Annotated in this window: 14 protein-coding genes; 6 read left to right on the top strand and 8 right to left on the bottom strand. The window is 61.2% G+C overall.

Annotated features, from left to right (window positions below; all coding sequences use genetic code 11):
* The 4 genes from ACOVRJ_RS18555 to ACOVRJ_RS18540 form a co-directional block, all read right to left on the bottom strand.
* A partial coding sequence (locus ACOVRJ_RS18555) for an FAD-dependent oxidoreductase (protein ID WP_422045308.1) occupies positions 1-1036 on the bottom strand: 1036 nt, incomplete at its 3' end.
* Positions 1036-1395: a succinate dehydrogenase, hydrophobic membrane anchor protein gene (gene sdhD, locus ACOVRJ_RS18550; RefSeq protein WP_422045307.1), complete on the bottom strand. Its 360-nt coding sequence runs from the start codon at positions 1393-1395 to the stop codon at positions 1036-1038. The genes sdhD and ACOVRJ_RS18555, both read right to left, overlap by 1 nt.
* A gap of 28 nt (positions 1396-1423) precedes the next feature.
* Positions 1424-1846 (bottom strand): succinate dehydrogenase, cytochrome b556 subunit, encoded by a 423-nt coding sequence (sdhC, locus tag ACOVRJ_RS18545; protein WP_422045306.1) that lies wholly within the window; start codon positions 1844-1846, stop codon positions 1424-1426.
* A 161-nt stretch (positions 1847-2007) separates the two neighbouring features.
* On the bottom strand, positions 2008-2823 hold the full coding sequence (locus tag ACOVRJ_RS18540) for a GntR family transcriptional regulator (RefSeq protein ID WP_422045305.1): 816 nt from the start codon (positions 2821-2823) through the stop codon (positions 2008-2010).
* A 288-nt stretch (positions 2824-3111) separates the two neighbouring features.
* On the opposite strand from ACOVRJ_RS18540, the gene ACOVRJ_RS18535 reads away from it, so the two are divergent.
* The 6 genes from ACOVRJ_RS18535 (at position 3112) to acnB (ending at position 9371) form a co-directional block, all read left to right on the top strand.
* Positions 3112-4098 carry a malate dehydrogenase gene (locus tag ACOVRJ_RS18535; protein ID WP_422045304.1) on the top strand — a complete coding sequence of 329 codons (987 nt, stop codon included), beginning with the start codon at positions 3112-3114 and terminating at the stop codon, positions 4096-4098.
* A 112-nt stretch (positions 4099-4210) separates the two neighbouring features.
* Positions 4211-5209, top strand: a complete 999-nt coding sequence (locus ACOVRJ_RS18530) for an HpcH/HpaI aldolase/citrate lyase family protein (RefSeq protein WP_422045303.1) — start codon at positions 4211-4213, stop codon at positions 5207-5209.
* Positions 5210-5451: 242 nt separating this feature from the next.
* A complete protein-coding gene (locus ACOVRJ_RS18525) occupies positions 5452-5949 on the top strand; it encodes a hypothetical protein (protein WP_422045302.1) in 498 nt (165 codons plus the stop codon).
* Positions 5950-6077: 128 nt separating this feature from the next.
* Entirely contained in the window at positions 6078-6347 is a 270-nt protein-coding gene (locus ACOVRJ_RS18520) for an AbrB/MazE/SpoVT family DNA-binding domain-containing protein (protein ID WP_263540215.1), read from the top strand.
* Positions 6344-6751 (top strand): type II toxin-antitoxin system VapC family toxin, encoded by a 408-nt coding sequence (locus ACOVRJ_RS18515; protein WP_422045301.1) that lies wholly within the window; start codon positions 6344-6346, stop codon positions 6749-6751. Before ACOVRJ_RS18520 ends, ACOVRJ_RS18515 begins: the two co-directional genes overlap by 4 nt.
* Positions 6752-6776: 25 nt before the next feature.
* On the top strand, positions 6777-9371 hold the full coding sequence (gene acnB, locus ACOVRJ_RS18510; protein WP_422045300.1) for a bifunctional aconitate hydratase 2/2-methylisocitrate dehydratase: 2595 nt from the start codon (positions 6777-6779) through the stop codon (positions 9369-9371).
* Between the two features lie 140 nt (positions 9372-9511).
* On the opposite strand, the gene ACOVRJ_RS18505 is transcribed toward acnB, so the two are convergent.
* The 4 genes from ACOVRJ_RS18505 to ACOVRJ_RS18490 all read right to left on the bottom strand — a co-directional run bounded on the left by ACOVRJ_RS18505 (position 9512) and on the right by ACOVRJ_RS18490 (position 17375).
* A complete protein-coding gene (locus tag ACOVRJ_RS18505; protein WP_422045299.1) occupies positions 9512-13591 on the bottom strand; it encodes a two-component regulator propeller domain-containing protein in 4080 nt (1359 codons plus the stop codon).
* Between the two features lie 174 nt (positions 13592-13765).
* Positions 13766-15070 (bottom strand): dihydrolipoamide acetyltransferase family protein, encoded by a 1305-nt coding sequence (locus tag ACOVRJ_RS18500; RefSeq protein WP_422045298.1) that lies wholly within the window; start codon positions 15068-15070, stop codon positions 13766-13768.
* Positions 15070-16110, bottom strand: coding sequence for an alpha-ketoacid dehydrogenase subunit beta (locus ACOVRJ_RS18495; protein ID WP_422045297.1), 1041 nt, complete (start codon positions 16108-16110; stop codon positions 15070-15072). Before ACOVRJ_RS18495 ends, ACOVRJ_RS18500 begins: the two co-directional genes overlap by 1 nt.
* Positions 16107-17375 carry a 3-methyl-2-oxobutanoate dehydrogenase (2-methylpropanoyl-transferring) subunit alpha gene (locus tag ACOVRJ_RS18490; RefSeq protein WP_422045296.1) on the bottom strand — a complete coding sequence of 423 codons (1269 nt, stop codon included), beginning with the start codon at positions 17373-17375 and terminating at the stop codon, positions 16107-16109. Before ACOVRJ_RS18490 ends, ACOVRJ_RS18495 begins: the two co-directional genes overlap by 4 nt.
* Positions 17376-17561: the final 186 nt, after the last annotated feature.

The following is a 17561-nucleotide window of genomic DNA, read 5'->3' as shown; positions in this document are numbered from 1 at the left end:
TGGCGAAGTTGTGGCCAATCTCGTACACCGAGGGCAGGCGCTTCATGATGGTCTCGGCGCCCAAGTGGGTCATATCGAGCACCACATAGTCCTTATTCGGACCACAGCCGCGACCTTCCTTGATCTCCTGGTCCATGCAGCGCGACACGAAGTCACGCGGCGCCAAGTCCTTCAAAGTGGGCGCATAGCGCTCCATGAAGCGCTCGCCGTTGCAGTTGCGCAAAATCGCGCCTTCGCCACGGCAGCCTTCGGTCAGCAAGACGCCCGCGCCGGCCACGCCGGTGGGGTGGAATTGCCAGAACTCCATGTCTTCCAAGGGAATGCCCGCGCGCGCTGCCATGCCCAAGCCATCACCGGTGTTGATGAAGGCATTGGTGGAAGCCGCGAAGATGCGCCCTGCGCCACCGGTGGCGAGCAGCACGGTCTTGGCTTCCATGATGTGCAGTTCGCCGGTTTCCATTTCCAGCGCGGTCACACCGACCACATCGCCGGCCTCGTCCTTGATCAGGTCGAGCGCCATCCACTCCACGAAGAACTGGGTCTTGGCCTTGACGTTTTGCTGATACAGCGTATGCAGCATGGCGTGGCCGGTGCGGTCAGCCGCAGCGCAAGCGCGTTGCACCGGCTTTTCGCCATAGTTGGCGGTGTGGCCGCCGAACGGGCGCTGATAGATCGTGCCATCCGCATTGCGGTCGAAAGGCATGCCGAAGTGCTCAAGCTCGTACACGACCTTGGGCGCCTCGCGGCACATGAACTCGATCGCATCCTGGTCGCCCAGCCAGTCCGAACCCTTGACAGTGTCGAAGAAGTGATAGTGCCAGTTGTCTTCCGACATATTGCCCAGCGAAGCGCTGACGCCGCCTTGAGCCGCGACCGTGTGCGAACGGGTCGGGAAGACCTTGGACAGCACGGCCACATTCAGGCCAGCAAGCGACAACTGCAAAGAGGCGCGCATGCCCGAGCCACCGGCTCCGACGATGACCACATCGAATTTGCGCTTAGGCAGCTTAGGAATCGACTTATTTGTCACCGTCATCACATTCTCCACAGCACTTGGATGGCCCAACCGGCGCATCCCACCAACCACACCAGCGTGAGCACCTGCAAAGTCAGGCGCAGCGCCACCGGTTTCACATAGTCCATCCAGATGTCACGCACACCGACCCAGGCGTGAAACGCCAGCGAGACGATGGTGACAAAGGTCAGAATCTTCATCCATTGCGACGAGAAGATGCTCGCCCAATGGTCATAACCCAACTCACCGGGCATCAAAAACTGAACCAGCAGAGCCACGGTAAAAACCGCCATCAAGACAGCGGTGACGCGCTGCGCCAACCAGTCGCGCAGTCCGTAATGCGCACCAACGACGATGCGCTTCGAGCCAAAAGTAGACATATTGTTTTTTCTCCGAACTAGCTGCGGATCAGTACAGGCCAAACAACTTGGCGCCCAGCACCAGGGTCAGCAACACGCTCAAGGCCAAAGTCATGACCGCCGAGCTGTGGCCCTGCTCCTTCGACACGCTGTGCGTGGCGTCCATCCACAAGTGGCGCACGCCGGCGATGAAGTGGTGCAAATAGCCCCAGATCAGGCCCAGGGTCACCAGCTTCACAAACCAAGCCGGCACAAAGCCGATGCCCGCAACAAAGGCATTGGTGAAGCTCTCGTAGGAGATTTCAGACGTCAAACTGGTGTCGAACATCCAAATGACGAAAGGCAGCAGCAAGAACATCATCAAGCCGCTGATCCGATGCAAGATCGACACGATACCGGCCGGGGGCAGGCGGTATGACACGATTTGCGTCACATGGATATTGGTGAAAGTCGGTCGTTTTTTATTGCTCATTTTCTGGGTGATGCAGTTGATGGAGGCCGCGGGGCCCAACCTTTTGTAATCAACGTGAAACCGGAGTAGTTTATTGCAATGCAGCACACGCTTGGCTGACGCCGTACCCGACACGCAACGCAAGAGGGGCTTTTGCAGCGTCGAGGCTTGCGCTGCAAGACTCAGTTAAGCTCATTGCGATAGAAGTGCGACTCCGTGTTGTATAGACCTCGACGCAACTCTACCGCCTTGTCCCCATAAGTGAATGACAGGCGCTCGACGCTCAGCAGCGGCGTTCCGACCGCCACTTGCAGCAAAGCCGCCGACTCTTCGTCCGCCGCTACCGCGCGAATTTTTTCCTGGGCGCGAATCATGTGCACCCCAAACTCAGCCTCAAACAGGCCATAAAAGGGGCCGCGATGTTGATTCAAGCGCTCGGTCGTCAGACCCTTGAACAAATCACCAGGCAGCCAGATGTCATCCAGAACCACCGGCACACCCTGACGACTGAGCAAGCGACGCACTTCCACCATGGCGTCGCCGCTGCGCATCTGCAACTGCTTGGCGATGGCGGCCGGAGCGCGTTGACGGCGGCAGTCCAGCAGTTGCCGCTCCAGCGATTCTTTGCCCTCATCCGGCATCAAGCGCAAAAAACGGTACTGAACTTTTTGTTCGGCATGGGTCGCGACAAAAGTGCCCTTGCCCTGGCGGCGCACCAGCAAATTGTCGGCCGCCATTTCATCGATGGCCTTGCGCACCGTGCCCTGGCTGACGCCGAAACGCTTGGCCAGATCCAACTCGCTGGGAATGGATTCGCCCGCCTTCCATTCGCCGGCCTGCAACTGCGCAATGATCAAGGCCTTGATCTGTTGATACAGCGGGCTGAATGCGGGCGTGCTGCCATGCAAAACAGAAGCCACCGTTTCCGCGCGCGCAGCTTGCCGGATGGTTTCCTGACGCTCAGGATCATTCAAAAAATTGGGCGGGTCGGAGGGCATGGCAGGCATTGCAGCACAAGCGCCAGCGTCAGTCCAGACAAGCCCGCCTCAAATTGCTTTGCCATCTTCTATAAGACATAAGAGTGTCAGATTTTTGTCAAATACGGCGCATAATTGCGCCCGCAGCCAGCAAGACAGCCGCAGCCAGACTAGGGGAAAGCCCTTTGCCTGCCCTACACTTGCCGCGCAGCCGGAAAGACGCCCCATTCCCTTGGCCTCGGCCAGATCAGGCGCCCCAACGGACAGAACGAATTCATCCCAGTCAATCAACCCTCTCGGAGCTTTCATATGAGCAAGAAACCCGTTCGCGTGGCCGTCACCGGCGCCGCAGGCCAAATCGGCTATGCCCTGCTGTTCCGCATCGCCTCTGGCGAAATGCTGGGCAAGGACCAGCCCGTCATCCTGCAATTGCTGGAAATCCCCGATGAGAAGGCCCAGAACGCGCTGAAGGGCGTGATCATGGAGTTGGAAGACTGCGCGTTCCCGCTGCTGGCTGGCGTTGAAGCTCACAGCGACCCGCTGCAAGCCTTCAAGAACACCGACTACGCCCTGCTGGTCGGCGCCCGCCCCCGTGGCCCCGGCATGGAGCGCGCCGATCTGCTGGCCGCCAATGCCCAGATCTTCACCGCCCAGGGCAAGGCTCTGAACGCCGTCGCTTCGCGCAACGTCAAGGTGCTGGTGGTCGGCAACCCCGCCAATACCAATGCCTACATCGCCATGAAGTCGGCCCCGGACCTGCCGGCCAAGAACTTCACCGCCATGCTGCGACTGGACCACAACCGCGCCGCTTCGCAACTGGCCGCCAAGACCGGCACCGCCGTGGGCGACATCAAGAAGCTGACCGTCTGGGGCAACCACTCGCCCACGATGTACGCCGACTACCGCTTCGCCACCACCAATGGCAAGTCGATCAAGGACCTGGTCAACGACCAAGTCTGGAACGCTGACACCTTCTTGCCCACCGTCGGCAAGCGTGGCGCCGCCATCATTGCCGCACGCGGCCTGTCCTCGGCTGCCTCGGCCGCCAACGCCGCCATCGACCATATGCGCGACTGGGCCCTGGGCTCTAACGGCGAATGGGTCACCATGGGCGTGCCTTCGAATGGCGAGTACGGCATCCCCGCCGGCGTCGTGTTCGGCTTCCCGGTGACCACCGCTGGCGGCGAGTACAAGATCGTCGAAGGCCTGGAAATCGACGCTTTCTCGCAAGAGCGCATCAACATCACCCTGGCAGAACTGCAGGGCGAGCAAGACGGCGTCAAGCACCTGCTGTGATGCCAATGCTGAGCGGAGCGCCCTTGCGGCAAACTGCTCAGCTCTAGAATCGACCATCAAGGGTCGGTATGCTGGTCATACCGACCCTTTTTAATTTTCGTGAGCCCTGAACGTGACCGCTGCCCTGCACCCCAAGCTGGCCCTGTTTGAAGACGGCGACGCCGCCACCGCGCTGCCAGTGGTTGACCACTACTGCGGCGTTGAAGCCCGCATGGTCAAGAGCCTGGCGCTACAAGCCGAGATGGGCCCGGTGTTCGACATCACGCTGGACTGCGAAGACGGCGCCCCTATCGGCGGCGAGGCGGAGCATGTGCAACTGATCAACGCCTTGCTGAACAGCCAGGCCAATGCCCATGGCCGTGTTGGCGCCCGCGTTCATCCGCTGGGGCATGCCGCCTTCGAAGCCGATGTGGACGGTTTGATTCAGGCCTCGGGCGAAAAACTGGCGTTTTTAATGCTGCCCAAGCCGCGCCACTTGAACGACGTGAATCAGGCCTGCGACTTTATCGACGCCACCCTGCGCCGGCACGGCATTCAAAAGCCGCTGCCCATCCATGTGTTGATCGAAACCCACGGCGCTTTGCGAGATGTGCAAGCCATTGCTGCGCATCCCCGCATCGAGTCTCTATCCTTCGGTCTGATGGACTTCGTCTCCGCCCATCGCGGCGCTATTCCTCGTCATGCCCTGGGCGCTGAAGGGCAGTTCAGCCACCCGCTGGTCGCCCGAGCCAAACTCGAGATCTCAGCGGCAGCGCATGCCCATGGCAAAACGCCCTCGCACTGCGTAGTGACCGAGTTCAAACATGCCGCCGCCATCGAAGCCTCGGCAGCGCGAGCCGCGCGAGAGTTCGGCTACACCCGCATGTGGAGCATTCACCCGGCGCAGATCCAACCCATCATTGATGCCTTTGCCCCCAGCGTGGCCGAGATTGACGAGGCGATCGAGATCATCCACGCCGCCCAAGCCGCTCACTGGGCCCCCATCAAGCACCACGACACCCTGCACGACCGCGCCAGCTACCGTTTCTTCTGGCAGCTGCTGGAGCGCGCTCACCGAACCGGCCAGGCGCTACCCATTGAAGTCGAGTTGGCATTCTTCGGCGAGCCTTGACATTGCGCAAGGCCTTCACGCACCTGCTTACACCCTGCACCAAATTTGCTGGCAAACGCTAAGAAAAGTCAGCCGCACTGGAGCGACAATCGCTTGATCAGCTTTGCTTTCGTCTACTCATGCAGTCCTTTATCACACGCCCATCTGCCCTGTTCAAGTTTGCGCTGCTGTTTGCCGTTAGCGCGGCGGGCAACCATGCCTGGTGTGCCGCTGTTGAAAACAGCAAACCAAAGAATCGCCTGGTGACCAAGGCCAAACCGCAGAACGCGGTGGCACCAATGCCTGAAGAAGACAACACACCGCTGACGGAGGAACAAATCGCCGCCGCTTCAAACGTGCACCATGGCGACGCCGATTGCGAATTCAAGAGCAAGGTCACAGTCACCCCTCATCCCGAAAAGCCCGGCCGCTTTCATGTGCAGTTCGGCAAGATGATCTACAACATGGCGCCCGAGCCCACCACCACCGGCGCCGTGCGCCTGGAGGACAAAAAGGCCGGCGTCGTGTGGCTGCAGATTCCCGCCAAGTCCATGCTGATGAACACGAAGGTTGGCCAGCGCATTGTTGACAGTTGCATGAATTCAATCCAAATCTCCGAGGCTCAATCGGCCGCCTTGGCCGCCGCGCAGGCCGAAGCCACCGACCAACAAGACAACGGGATTGGCATCACGCCCGATGCCGCCACCGCCGCGGCCAACACCGCAGTGCCGGTGCGCCCAGGCAAAAGCAGCAAAAAATAAGCCGCCGTAGCGCCTGAAACGAGGAGGCTCCACGCCTCCTTATTCATGAATGAAGTCGGATTGCGCTTGCGGTATGCATGCGAAAGTACGTAAAATCAATACATACTTTCGCAAGCCGGAGTCCCCTCATGGAAGCCACTGTTGCTGAGCGCGGCCAGATCACCCTGCCCAAGGCGGTGCGTGATGCTTTGGGTCTGACCAAGGGCACGACGCTCAAGGTCGAGTTGGACGGCGGCCGCATCATCTTGCGCAAAAACGTCGATGACGCGCTGGCCAAGTTGCGGGGACGATTCAAGTTAGCCGAAGGCTTCACCAGCACCAATGAAGCCATGCGCGCTCTGCGCGGCCGCGCCCCCGGCGACCCCTACCCAGCACCTGCTCCAGGCGAAGACGCATGATTGCTGTGGACTCTTCCGTCCTGATTGACGTCCTCACCGGCGACGCCGAACATGGCGAGGCCTCATCCCTGGCCTTGGCGCAAGCCTTGAGCGCGGGCGAGGTGGTCATCAGCGAAGCGGTGGTGGCTGAAGTCCAAGCCTTGCTCGACACCCGTGAGACCGTCATGGATGCCCTGAACGAATTTGGCATCCGCTTTGAACCGATTCAAGAAGCCGCCGCTGTGCGCGCAGGCCATATGCAGCGCCGCTGGCGCGACCGCGGTGGCCAACGCGAGCGCGTGGTTGCCGATTTTTTGATTGGCGCGCATGCCCTGCTGCAGTGCCAAGCCCTGATCACTCGCGACGAAGGATTTTTTCGCGATTACTACAAGGGTCTGAAGCTCATCGTGCCTCAGCCCCTCTGACCCACCCTAAACCCCAGGAGTAGCCATGTTGCAAGCCTATCGCCAACACACCGCCGAGCGCGCCGCGCTGGGCATTCCGCCCCTGCCCCTGGATGCCAAGCAGACGGCCGAACTGATCGAGCTGATCAAGAACCCTCCCGCCAGCGAAGGTGAATTCCTGCTGGACCTGCTGACCCACCGCGTGCCTCCGGGCGTGGACGATGCCGCCAAGGTCAAGGCCAGCTTCCTGGCTGCCGTGGCGCACGGCGACCTGAGCGTTGGCTTGATCTCCAAGACCCGCGCGACCGAGTTGCTGGGCACCATGGTCGGCGGCTACAACGTCAAGCCGCTGATCGATCTGCTGGATGACGCCGACGTCGCCAGCACTGCCGCCGCCGCGCTGAAGAAGACGCTGCTGATGTTCGACTTCTTCCACGATGTGGCTGAAAAGGCCAAGGCCAACAACGCCCACGCCAAGGACGTGATCCAGAGCTGGGCCAATGCCGAGTGGTTCACCAGCCGCCCCGAAGTCGAGAAGAAGATCACCGTCACCGTCTTCAAGGTGCCTGGTGAGACCAATACCGACGACTTGTCGCCCGCCCCTGACGCCTGGAGCCGCCCGGATATCCCGCTGCACTACCTGGCCATGCTGAAGAACACCCGCGAAGGCGCGGCCTTCAAGCCAGAAGAAGACGGCAAGCGCGGCCCGATGCAGTTCATCGAAGACCTGAAGAAGAAGGGTCATCTGGTTGCCTACGTCGGCGATGTGGTCGGCACCGGCTCTTCGCGCAAGAGCGCCACCAACAGCGTGATCTGGGCCACTGGCCAAGACATCCCCTTCGTGCCAAACAAGCGCTTTGGCGGCGTGACACTGGGCGGCAAGATCGCCCCCATCTTCTTCAACACCCAAGAAGACTCGGGCTCGCTGCCGATTGAAGTGGACGTCAGCAAGCTGGAGATGGGCGACGTCATCGACATCCTGCCGTATGAAGGCAAGATCGTGAAGGACGGCGCCACCGTCACCGAGTTCAAGCTCAAGAGCGATGTGCTGTTCGACGAAGTGCGCGCCGGCGGCCGTATCAACCTGATCATCGGCCGCTCGCTGACCGCCAAGGCCCGTGAGTTCCTGGGCCTGCCAGCATCGACGCAGTTCCGCCTGCCCGCGCCTCCTGCCGCCACCAAGGCTGGCTTCACACTGGCCCAGAAGATGGTCGGCCGCGCTGTCGGTCTGCCTGAAGGCCAAGGCGTGCGCCCCGGTACTTACTGCGAGCCGAAGATGACCACCGTCGGTTCGCAAGACACCACCGGCCCCATGACCCGCGACGAGCTGAAGGACCTGGCTTGCCTGGGCTTCAGCGCCGATCTGGTGATGCAGAGCTTCTGCCACACCGCGGCTTATCCGAAGCCCGTGGACGTGAAGACGCACCGCGAACTGCCCGCCTTCATCAGCAACCGTGGCGGCGTGTCCCTGCGTCCGGGCGACGGCGTGATCCACAGCTGGTTGAACCGTCTGCTGCTGCCCGACACCGTCGGCACCGGCGGCGACTCGCACACCCGCTTCCCGATCGGCATTTCCTTCCCAGCCGGTTCTGGCTTGGTGGCCTTCGGCGCCGCCACCGGCGTGATGCCGCTGGACATGCCTGAGTCCGTCTTGGTGCGCTTCAAGGGCGAAATGCAGCCCGGCATCACCTTGCGTGATCTGGTCCATGCGATCCCGCTGTACGCCATCAAGGCCGGTCTGCTGACCGTCGCTAAGGCCGGCAAGATCAACGCCTTCTCGGGCCGCATCCTGGAAATCGAAGGGCTGCCTAACCTGAAGGTTGAGCAGGCATTCGAGCTGAGCGACGCGTCTGCCGAGCGCAGCGCCGCCGGTTGCACCGTCAAGCTGAACCCCGAGCCGATCAAGGAATACCTCACCAGCAATATCGTGCTGATGAAGAACATGATCGCCGATGGCTACGCTGACGCCCGCACCCTACAGCGCCGCATCGACAAGGTCGAAGCATGGTTGGCCAACCCCAGCCTGCTGGAAGCCGACAAGGACGCCGAGTACGCCCACGTCATCGAGATCGATCTGGCCGACATCAAGGAGCCTATCCTGTGCTGCCCGAACGATCCGGACGATGCCAAGACCCTGTCCGAAGTGGCCGGCACCAAGATCGATGAAGCCTTCATCGGCTCTTGCATGACCAATATCGGCCACTTCCGTGCCGCAGCCAAGCTGCTGGGCGGCCAGCGCGACATCCCTGTCAAGCTGTGGGTCGCACCGCCGACCAAGATGGACCAGAGCGAGCTGATCAAGGAAGGCCATTACGCCGCCTTCGGCACCGCCGGTGCACGCACCGAAATGCCGGGCTGCTCGCTGTGCATGGGCAACCAGGCACAAGTGCGTGAGGGTGCTACCGTGGTCTCCACCTCGACCCGCAACTTCCCGAACCGTCTGGGCAAGAACACCAATGTGTTCCTGGCCTCGGCCGAGCTGGCGGCGATTGCCTCCAAGCTGGGCAAGATCCCCACCGTGGCCGAGTATCACGAAGCCATGGGCGTGGTGAACAAAGACGGCGCCGCCATCTACAAGTACATGAACTTCAACCAGATTGAAGAGTACGCGGAAGCCGCCAAGGGTGTCGCCAGCGTCTAAGCAAACGCGGGACTGAAGTAACCCATGAAAGGCCTGCCGGGCACCCGGCAGGCCTTTTTCATTTGTTCATTGCATGCAAAAGGAGCTCCCCAAGGGCGGCTCAGAACTGCCCACGCGGAGTCTCGGCAAGGGGCCGGATATCACTCCGCCTCTTCAAGCGCATCGGCCTTGCGCGAGCCCATCGGTGCGCTCAAGGGCAAATCGAGCGTAAAGAGAACACCGCCGCCCTCATCACTTTGCACCGTGATTTCGCCACCCAGCACCGAATGCACCAGGTTGTAGCTGATGCTCATGCCGAGGCCGCTACCGCCCTGCCCCAGCTTGGTGGTGAAAAAGGGATCGAAGACACGCTCAAGGTGTTCAGCCGCAATGCCCCGCCCATCATCTGAATAGCTCATGCGCAAGCGTGGCATTTCGCTGCGCTCGGCCCCGTCCCGGATCAAGCTCGCACTGATCCGAATCCGCCCACCGCGCCGGGTCTCAAAGCCATGGAGGATGGAGTTCTTGACCAAGTTGCTCAAGACCTGGCCCAGGGGGCCGGGATAGCTGTCCATCTCCAAGTCGGCTGGAATCTCGACCTGCCACTCATGGCCCTTGTTCTTCAGCTCATTGGCCAGTGTTTCCAGCACATCGTCGACCAAATGCTTGAGTGAAAAGCTGCGTCGCAACTGGCTGCTGCGGTCGACGGCAACCTCCTTGAAGCTACGCACCAACTCAGCCGAACGGCTCAGCCCACGCATCAACAGTTGCGCCGAACGACTGACATCAGCGACAAAGTCCTTCAACTCCGAACGTCGAAGGCCGACGGAGCCTTGATTCAAACGCTCGGCGAAGGCCGATGAGTTTTGCTCCAGGGTGCTGGCTGCCAGCAGGCAGTTGCCCAAGGGCGTATTAAGCTCATGCGCCACACCCGCCACCAAAGAACCCAAGGCCGCAAACTTCTGCTGCTGAACCAGTTCTTCCTGGGTTTGCCGCAAGCGGCCAAAGGTGCTTGCGTTCTCCAGTGCAATGGCGCTGTAAGCGGCCAGCGTGGCCAACATATCCAGGTGCCAAGTCTGATAGACACCGGTCTTTTGGCTATAGACACCCATCAAGCCTCGCACCTGGCCATTGACCAACAAGGGCGCGAGCAAAGCTTCGCAACAGTCCACGCCAAAAATCTGAATCACCGGCGACGCTTCAGTCCTGCAGTGCCGGGGCTTGGCTGAGTTGACACAAGCCCACTCTAAGTAGGACGGTTGGACTTCAAGAGGCCTGCTGGGTGTTGGCTTGCTCATTAGCAAACCCGATCGATTGAGCGGGCCATCGAAGAGATAAGGGAAGTCCAAGCAGTCGCTCAGGGGATCCAAAAGGCCCAGGCCGAAACCGTCCACCGGCATCAACTGCGCCACATGCCCATGGACGCTGAGCAGGATCACGTCCTGATCCAAGTTCGCAGTGATGCGTCGACCCATTTCGCTCAAGGTCGAGATGTTGCCATGGGCCTGCTCGACGATCTCTTTCTGCCGTTCGACTTCGCGCTTCTGGTCGACCAGCAAGGCCATGGTGTTCTCGACCCGCTGCTTTTCTTCACTCAACTCAGCAGTGCGCGCAGACACCTGGGCTGCCAGTTGCATCTTCTGTCGCGTCAAGGCCGCAAGCCGAGCATGTAGCAAGGCCCACAGCAGGCCCATCAAAGCCAGTGCAGCGAGGAGCCGGAACCACCATGTCGCCCAGTAAGCTGGTTGGACCCGCAAGTCCAAGTGAATCGACTGATCGCTCCAAAACCCATCTTTGTTGGCGGCCTTGACCTGGAAGACATAGCTGCCCGGCGGCAAGTTGGTGTAGCTCGCCGTGCGTTGCCCTTGAACCGGGTGAACCCAGTCCTTGTCGTAGCCTTGCAGCTTGTAGGCATAGCGATTGCGTTGCGGATCGGCAAAGTGCAGTGCCGCGAACTCAAACGTCAGGGTTTCATGTGCGCTCCCGAGCTTCAAGCTTCGCAAGTCCATGAAGCTCGAAGTCAGGAGCAGCCCTTGCACGCTTTGTCCCGGCTTCAAGGCCTCGTTGTTGACCCGAATGGCCGTCAGAGCCAATTGCGGCGGCTTGGTGTTCTCACGAATATCGTCCGGATGGAATCCCGTCAAACCGTTCAAACCGCCAAAATACATCCGTCCATCACTGTCTTTGAAGGCCGAGTTCGCGAAGTAGAAGCCTTCGATCATGCCGTCTTGGGCCGTGTAGTTTTGGACCTGATCCGAGGCGGGGTCATAGCGCGTGATACCTGAGGTGGTGCTGATCCACAGGCGTCCTTTTTCGTCTTCCAAAATGCCACCGATGGGGTCGCTGCTCAGGCTCAAGGCGCTTGGCAAACGACGAAACTGAACCGTGCCATCGCTGCGCTTGATCAACTCGGTCAGCCCTTGAGCGGTGCCCACCCAAATGCGGCGCTGGCTGTCTTGGAACAGATACTGCACCCGGTCACTGACCAGGCTGCTCGGATCCGCAGGCTTGTTTCGGAAATGCTCGAAACGCTCACTGCCCGGCTTCAGTCGGTCCAAGCCCTGATAGGTCGCTGCCCAAACATCCCCATCGTGATCCACGATCAACATGCGCACATAGTCTTGGGCCAGGCTGTGCGGGTCATTCGCATTATGTCGAAAGGTCCGCACCTTGCCGCTGACAGGGTCGACGCGATGCAGCCCCCCGCGCGAGCCCAACCACAACTGCCCTTGCGGATCACTGCTGATATAGCGCACCACCTCGGCCAGGGGATTGTCTTGACTGAATTGCGGCAACTTGACTTGGCTGGTCTTGGGATCCAGGTGTTTGAGCACCCAGTCCACCGCGGTTTTGTCCTTCCAAGACACATGCGTGTCTGACAGGTTCAGGCTTTCTTTTTCATTCTTGCCAAAGCGATAGGTCGTGGAGCGGCCCGTCCGTGGATCCAGTCGGATCGCTGCGTCATAGGTGGCCAGCCAAAGCCCGCGCTGCCGGTCGCTGGTGATGCTGAATATGCGGTTCTCGACCAGGCTGCTGCTGTCGCCCGGCACATGAACATACTTATTGAAACCACCGCTTTCCAGATCCACCCGATAAGCCCCGGATGCCCAGGTACCGACCCACAAGCTGCCAAAGCGATCATGAAAGAAGGCAGAAATATGCTTGGGCACCGAGTGCGCGTCGGCTTCACGATGCGCCAGCACCTCAAAGCGCTGCTGGGCTGGAAGCCAACGCCACAGGCCCTCGGTTTCCATGCCCATCCAAAGCTGTTGCTGGCGGTCTTTGAAAATCGCCATATAGGCGTCGGAGCGCGGACGTGGCAAGGCGTAGACGCGCTGCAGCACTTCACCCTGCGCGTCCAACTGCCAGGCTTGAATGCCAATCTCGCTGACCACCCACAACAGCTGCTGTGCATCCAAAAGCACGACCTTTGCGGGAGCCATCGCAAATGCAAGGCCTTGACTGGTGACCTTCACATTCCGCAGCACTGAGGTACCCGGCTGCCAGCGATCGACCCCGGCCTCGGTGCCCACCCACATCTGTCCCGCTTGATCCAGAGACAAAGACAAGATGCGAGGGTGGCTCAGGCCTGCGCTCATGACCTGGAACGTCTGGCTCTGAAACAAATAGCGGAACAAGCCGCTTTCGGTGCCGACCCAAAGATCACCCTGCGCATCGACACTCAGGACATTGACCTGCAAATGGCTCTGACCTGAACCGGCACCAGCAGGCAGCGGCAGACTCACAAAATCATCCAGTTCAGGGCGATAGCGCTGCAAGCCACGGCGCGTTCCTACCCAAAGCGTCCCTTGCGAATCCACCTGCAAAGCCTGAATCCAGTCCTCGCTCAAACTGTTGGCCTTGCCCTCCACATGCCGATAGTTCACCAAGCGATGGCCGTCAAAACGGCTCAGCCCTGCTTGCGTACCAATCCACATGAAACCGTGCCGGTCCTGAGCGAAGGCAGTGACGTTGTCACGCGGCAAGCCTTGAATCTCGGACAGTCGCTCGAAGTAGAAATTGCGCGGGTGGTCTTGCGCGTGGGCACCTCCGGGCCATGCCGACGTCAGCACCGCCAGAAGCACCGCAATGCAAACGCCAGGGCTCAAGCGGCGCAAACCCTCCGCACGCAGCAGCGCAAGACGCTGCATCCACCAGCCCTTGCTGCAGATCCCTGCATCGCCTTTGCCAACAAAGGCTCGCCGTCGATAGTCGCCTTGAGTCGCCAAATCAATTGCCACCCGAACCGTTTGCCAGTAATCGAAGCCGGCTGTCGCTCCCCGCAACGCTTCAAGTCATCGTACCCGCAGTTGCGGGCGACAAGGTCAGGGAAACAGCCGACTTGCACGGCAATATTCAAGCAATTGAGAGCCCCGCGACAAGACCGGCTCCTGAATCTGCGGCCCCCTGTCGACTCAATCGACGAACAGGAGGGCCGGGCACTCCAACAAGGCGCGGATCGCTTGGATGAATTGCGCCGCCACCATGCCGTCAACCACCCGGTGGTCGAAGGATGAGGACAGATTCATCATCTGCCGCCCCACCACCTGGCCCTTGATCATCATGGGCCGCTCAACGATGCGGTTGACGCCCACAATGGCCACCTCCGGATGGTTGATGACGGGCGTGGTGACGATGCCGCCCAAGGCGCCCAGACTGGTCAAGGTCAGGGTGGAGCCGCTCAACTCATCGCGAGTGGCGCGACCACTGCGGGCCACCTCGGCCAGGCGGCGAACTTCAGCCGCCGTCTCCCAAAGACTGAGGGATTGAGCCTCGCGCAGCACCGGCACCATCAAGCCCGCATCGGTCTGCGTTGCTACGCCCAGGTGCACGGCTTGATAGCGGGTCAGCAAGCCGGCATCGTCGTCCAGCCGCGCATTGACCTGCGGAAACTCCCGAACCGCCAGCGTGATGGCGCGAATCAGTAGCGGCAACAAGGTCAACTTACCGCGGCTGGCGCCATAACGCTGGTTCATCTGCTCGCGCAGCGCTTCCAGTTCGGTGACATCGACCTCCTCCACATAGCTGAAATGGGGAATGCGGCGCTTGGACTCCTGCATCTTTTGCGCGATCTTGCGGCGCAAGCCGGTGATCTTGATGGTCTCGTCGGCGGCCAGCGCGGTGCTGACAAGCCGACCAGGACGTGCTGCGGCCACTTTGGGCTGTACCGCGGCCAAGTCCAGGTCGGCATGCATGATGCGCCCGCCCAGCCCACTGGCCCGCACCTGGCTGAGCTCCAAGCCTAACTCCCAGGCACGACGGCGTACCGACGGCGAGGCAATCGGCTTGTCGCCGGCACTCAGGTCTTGCGGCCGGTGCGCCGCTGCGCTCGATGCGGGCAGCGTGACCACGGGCGCCACTGGAGCCGAAGCCTTGACCGAGCTGGCCACGGCGGCAACGATGGAAGCGGCAGCAGGTGCAGGTGCCGGCACCGGCGCAGCCACAGGCGTCGCTGACGCACTCGCCTTGCCCTGCTCTCCCTCCACCGCGATACGAATCAACTCGGAGCCCACTCGCATCACCTCGCCCGCTTCGCCGCCCAGGGCCAGCACCAGGCCGTGCACCGGAGACGGGATCTCCACCGTCGCCTTGTCGGTCATCACATCGGCCAGGATCTGGTCTTCGCGAATTTCGTCGCCGACCTGAACCCGCCAGGCCACCAACTCCACTTCGACAATGCCTTCGCCGATGTCCGGCATCTTGATGACATGTTGTCCCATCATTGCTCCATCGCACGTTGCAGGGCGGCGGCCACACGGGCCGGGCCGGGAAAGTAGTCCCATTCCTGGGCATGGGGATAAGGCGTGTCCCAACCGGTCACGCGCTCGATCGGCACCTCCAGGTGGTAGAAGCAATGCTCCTGCACCAAGGCCACCAATTCGGCACCAAAGCCGCTGGTGCGCGTGGCCTCGTGCAAGACCACGCAGCGTCCGGTCTTCTTGACCGAGCGAACAATGGCCGCCAGATCCAGCGGCCAGATGGCGCGCAAATCGATGATCTCGGCGTCGATGCCGGTTTCCTTGGCCGCCGCCTCGGCCACATAGACCATGGTGCCGTAGGTAATCACCGTCAGGTCCCGCCCGGCCCTGAAGACCGTGGCCTGATCCAGCGGCAAGCTGTAATAGCCCTCCGGCACCAGACCCAGCGGGTGACTGGACCAGGGCGTTGATGGCCGGTCATGATGGCCATCAAAGGGGCCGTTGTAGAGCCGCTTGGGTTCCAGAAAAATCACCGGGTCATCGCACTCGATGGCCGCGATCAAGAGCCCCTTGGCGTCATAGGGGTTGGTCGGCATCACCGTGCGCAGGCCGCAGACATGGGTGAACAGCGCCTCGGGGCTTTGGCTGTGGGTTTGCCCACCGTAGATGCCGCCGCCGCAGGGCATGCGAATCGTCAGCGGCGCGGTGAAGTCACCCGCCGAGCGATAGCGCAGCCGCGCCGCCTCGGAAACGATCTGGTCCGAGGCCGGGTAGAAATAGTCGGCAAACTGGATCTCTGCCACCGGCCGCAGGCCGTAAGCCCCCATGCCCACGGCCACGCCGACGATGCCGCCCTCGGAGATCGGCGCATCAAAGACGCGCTGGTCGCCGTACTTGGCTTGCAGGCCATCGGTGCAACGGAACACACCGCCGAAGTAGCCCACGTCCTGGCCGAAGATCACCACATTGGGTTCGCGCGCCAGCATCACATCCATGGCCGAGCGCAGGGCCTGGATCATGGTCATGGGCACCGCCTTGTCTTGTGCTTCTTTCTCAATCATTCCCGACCTCCAAAGCGGCGCGCCTCGGCCATCTGCTGTTGCAGATGGGCCGGCATTTCCTTGTAGACGTCCTCAAACATCGAGGCAATGCTGGGGATGTGGCCATCGGCCAGGGTCCCAAAAGCCTCAGCCTCTTTCTGCGCGGCGATGACCTCGGCCTCCAGTTCCTTGTGCAGCGCCTCATGCTGCGCCTCGGACCACTCGCCCAGAACGAGCAAGTGCTGCTTCAGGCGTGCGATCGGGTCACCGAGCGGGAAGCGCTGCCACTCGTCGGTCGGCCGATACTTGGACGGGTCGTCTGAGGTGGAATGCGGCCCGGCTCGATAGGTCACCCACTCGATCAAGGTCGGACCCAGATTGCGCCTGGCGCGCTCGGCCGCCCATTGCGACACTGCGTAGACCGCCAAGAAGTCATTGCCATCGACACGCAAGGAAGCAATGCCGCATCCCGAGCCGCGAGCGGCAAAGGTCGTGCCCTCGCCGCCTGCAATAGCCTGGAAGGTCGAGATCGCCCATTGGTTGTTGACCACATTAAGAATCACCGGCGCGCGGTAGACATGGGCAAAGGTCAGCGCGGTGTGAAAGTCCGCCTCGGCGGTGGCGCCGTCACCAATCCAACCACTGGCGATGCGGGTGTCGCCCTTGATGGCCGACGCCATGGCCCATCCCACCGCCTGAATGAACTGGGTGGCCAAATTGCCGCTGATGCTAAAAAAACCAGCTCGCTTGATCGAGTACATCACCGGCAGTTGCCGCCCCTTGAGCGGGTCGCGCTCATTCGACAAAAGCTGGCAGATCATCTCCACCAGCGGCACATCGTCGCGACTCAGGAGCAGGCTTTGCTGGCGATAGGTGGGAAAACACATATCGCCCTCGTTCAGCGCCATCGCATGGGCGCTGCCAATCGCCTCTTCGCCCAGACTTTGCATATAGAAAGAAAGCTTTTTCTGACGCTGTGCAATCAGCATCCGGCCGTCAAAAATGCGCGTCTTGAGCATGGTGCGCAGGCCGCGGCGCAATTGATCGGGACTCAGCGCCGGGGCCCAAGGCCCGACAGCCTGCCCTTGCTCATCGAGCACCCGGATCAGGCTGTAGGCCAGGTCGGCGGTGTCGACCGCCGCCACATCGACATCAGGTCGGCGCACCTCACCGGCCGGTGACAGATGCAGATAGGAAAAATCGGTGTGACAGCCCGGCCGGCCACTGGGTTCGGGCACATGCAAGCGCAGGCGCTCGCCATGAGCGCGCTCATCATTGCGGTTCATTCGTCATTCACTCCTGCGCGGATCTCGCGCCCAAGCTTCGATGAAGCATGCCTTCCAGTCTCGGCGGTAGCACCTCGGCTGCAAGCATGGGGAGGCAACCGGGGTTGCCGGTCGCTTGGGTCTAGCGTAGCGGAAAAGCGCAGCCCTTTGACCCAAGCGCAGGGAGAAAACGCGCCGGAACAAACC

It is taken from the genome of Roseateles sp. (genome assembly GCF_049240545.1).
Lineage (GTDB): Bacteria > Pseudomonadota > Gammaproteobacteria > Burkholderiales > Burkholderiaceae_C > Paucibacter_A.
This window is presented reverse-complemented; position numbering and strand designations above follow the sequence as displayed.